At 33.7% G+C, this 3,408-nt stretch carries 3 protein-coding genes; all 3 read right to left on the reverse strand.

Features of this window, described 5'->3' with window-relative positions; genetic code table 11:
- The coding region (locus ACIPK1_RS02080; protein ID WP_400449819.1) for a BspA family leucine-rich repeat surface protein at positions 1-1,617 on the reverse strand (1,617 nt) is incomplete at its 3' end.
- Positions 1,618-2,589: 972 nt separating this feature from the next.
- The gene (locus tag ACIPK1_RS02085; protein ID WP_301405523.1) at positions 2,590-2,940 is read right to left on the reverse strand and encodes a DUF7006 family protein; all 351 of its coding nucleotides are present in this window, start codon (positions 2,938-2,940) and stop codon (positions 2,590-2,592) included.
- 41 nt (positions 2,941-2,981) lie between these two features.
- A partial coding sequence (locus tag ACIPK1_RS02090; protein ID WP_400449822.1) for a collagen binding domain-containing protein occupies positions 2,982-3,408 on the reverse strand: 427 nt, incomplete at its 5' end.

The following is a 3,408-nucleotide window of genomic DNA, read 5'->3' on the forward strand; positions in this document are numbered from 1 at the left end:
ATCTTTGTGCTTCACTGTGACTGGTGCCGCATCGCTGCGTTCATACACATATACCACTTCCTGTGCTTCTTCCGTAAACGTACCTGACGCATTGTCTGGTGTTTCAGCCACGTACCAACCAGGGATCTCTTTGGCTGCACTTGCATATGGCAAACCGACTTTCCCGCTTAGGATCACTGGCTCTGCCAGTTGATTCCCTTCGGAATCTTTGTGCTTCACTGTGACTGGTGCGGCATCGGTTCGTTCATAAATATATCGTACTTCTTGTTCTTCTGCCGTAAATACACCACTAGCATTTTCTGGGACCTTTAGCAAAGAATATCCTGGAATATCCTTTGCCTTTGTCGTATAGGGCATACCAATCTGTCCAGCATTAATAATCACAACTTCCGATAGTGCAATTCCATCTATATCTTCATAATAAACTATGATTCTTCCACCCGGCAAATTAGGTTTCCAAACATAGATATCAGACATAGTCTCTCCAGAATAATTTGACATTAGTTCAGAAGAGGTAAATTGAAATTCTCCTAAAGGATTTGATATAGATCCATCACCTACTGACTGCCAAACACCAAGAAATCCACTAGTACTTGGTACTGTGGTTAGAGCAGCACCGGGGAGAAACCTGAAATTAGATCCTAATACTAATTGTCTCAACCCGCGTGATTGAAAGAACATATTACTCATATTTGTAACTTTATTTGTATTGAAATTCATTAGATTTAAGGATTCTACAAAAGAGTTGCTGAACATGTGCTCCATATTAACCACGTTACTTGTGTCAAAATTTGATACATCAAAATCAATCATCCTTGTTTGAGAAAACATGTATCTCATAGTTGTGACCTTAGATGTATCAAAACTTGAAACGTCTAAATTTGTAATCCTTGTATTGAAAAACATAATATCCATACGATTCACATTTCTCGTATCGAAATTTGAAACGTCTAAGCTGGTTGCAGGAATATCTCGAAACATCCCCCCCATATCTGTAACATTACTTGTATCGAAACTTGAAACATTTAAGTCTGTTACTCTAGAATGACCGAACATATTATTCATATTTCTTACATTTCTTGTATCAAAACTTGATAAATCTAAATTTGTTTCCCAACTATTTTGAAACATGCCCCTCATCTCTGTCACATTAGTGGTATCCAATTTTTCTAATCCTTGAATGGACCCTCTAAATTGACTGAATAAAAAACTTGCTCTTGGTTGTAATACTACTGTCTCTTCAAAAACAATTGTATTTATATCAAAGTTACGGTTGAACCATGGTGCTTGTTCAGATGATCCTCCTCTTCCTCCTGAAATTCTTATCGTCTGACTTTCAAGGTCTACATCCCACCTAGTAGTCCCCCAGGTTCCTGATGTTGGATGTGGATTTATTTCTTCATTGCTATTTTCATTAGTAACATTCTTTGAATCTTCTATATTATCATCATCTAAAATAAGACTATCTTCTGAACTATTCTCCGCTTCTTTAAGTACATCGACTTGATCTGGATGATGTTCTTGAAAATCATCTATTACAGTATCCGCAAATGTAGCCATAGGTTGTCCAAATGTCATTATGCCAATCAACAACATATTTCCTAATTTCTTTATCACTACTCAGAGTTCCTTTCATTAATGCAAAATTTTCATTCCTATGAATCATGTTCTAATATCGATGTGAATGGCTATTGTTCTTTGAACAAATGAATTTTCAAAAACAATTGTTTAATATTTCACATATAAAATCAATTGTGTATTCACCTTAATTTGTTATGAAAAGTCATGCCTATCTGTTAAAAGTATACAAGTTTACTTCTTGATATACATGTCAAATATTTCAGGAAAACATGAAAAAAATGATAAAGACCAATAGATATATCGAACAGAACCTTTGTATAGTCTTCTGATTCCCTCAGTTTATTTAAAGATATATCCGTATCAGAATTTTTTTATGTAAACATACTAATAATATTTCAAATTTAGTTTTGCTTAACATAGCTAACAGCTAAAACAACATATAAAGTTTAAGTAAAATTTGAACACCCATGTACAACTTTTAGGACTTCTAAAAAATCTTAAAGAAAATAAAAGAGAAGTCAAAAACTTTTAAGTTTATGACACCATTCAAGATTTGTAATAATTATCATAAACCTAATTTTTAATTTAAAAATTAACAATTTATGAGTTTATGGGCACAAAAATATAATAATGCATATCAATCATAGTATCTAAAAAGAGTGTTCAGAAATTAGTCATTTTCTGAACACTCTTTTTAACGATTTCATCATGCACATTCTATTTTTTTGAAATCTAATTTGCTCAACATATCTGGCCGTCAAGAAACGTTTATATAATTCAATCGGCAAATAGACCACCAAGGTATACTCTGTTGACCTCTTAATGAAATGCTTTCTGAACTAATTAATTAAGCAACTGAAGGAGCTAAGAAATGAGCAATTGAAAATTAGCTATACTTTAAAATCTTATATTCTCTTAAAATAGTTTTCTTCGAAAAAAAATCGACACCCTTGAAAAGGTTACCGATTTTCCTTATGAATAGACTTCATCTGTCATATTCTAGTATTTTCATGTTACGTTAAAAATGATTGTATGGTATGATTGATCACCCCTACTATATCCGCAAAGTTCTTTGTAATAATTCTTATAGTCTTTTTCAGCCAGACTAATAATTTCACCACTAGAAAATTCATCAAATTTAATTAAATCAAAAATGATAGATAGTCTTGAGTCAATACCCAAAATTTGTGGGAATACTTCCCAGAAATTCTCTTGCGAAATTTCCGCAATTAATATACATAGAACTTCCCGTTGACTTTCGATATAAGCTTTTACTTCGTTTTGATCAGTTTGGTTTAACTTAGTTTCTTCATCGAAACCATTTAGGTATGTTTCTAGGTTAGTAAATTTATCGATCACAACAATTTTCCCCCCTTTACTTATGAGGGACTTCCCTCTCTTTATTCATGATCATATTTATCATTTTTCATAAATTTAATAGCAAAGAAAACAAGTATCCCCCCAATTGCAATCATTATGAGCTGCCCAATGACATCTTCCCCAGTTCTTGGCAGATACTTACTTCCACTACCCGATGACTCGTCTTTAGGAACTGATTCATCAAAATTTTTTCTATTCTCTTTTATTAAAAATATTGCTGCTTCCTGTTCACTTTCAATTCTGAAAGTTATTGGTGTTGCATCCAACTCATAACCAGTCGGTGCTTGCGTTTCTACCAGCTGATATGTTCCTGGTGCCAAACCTTCGATCGCTAGTCTTCCGTCAACGCCCGTGGTTAACCCAGACTGCAAAGCTGTTCCATCTTTATCTTGTAACTCAAAGACCGCTCCTTGTAAGACTTCTCCACTTTGATCATCAATTTTGGTT

It is taken from the genome of Enterococcus sp. NPDC086594 (assembly GCF_044746145.1).
Classification (GTDB): domain Bacteria; phylum Bacillota; class Bacilli; order Lactobacillales; family Enterococcaceae; genus Enterococcus_D; species Enterococcus_D entomosocium.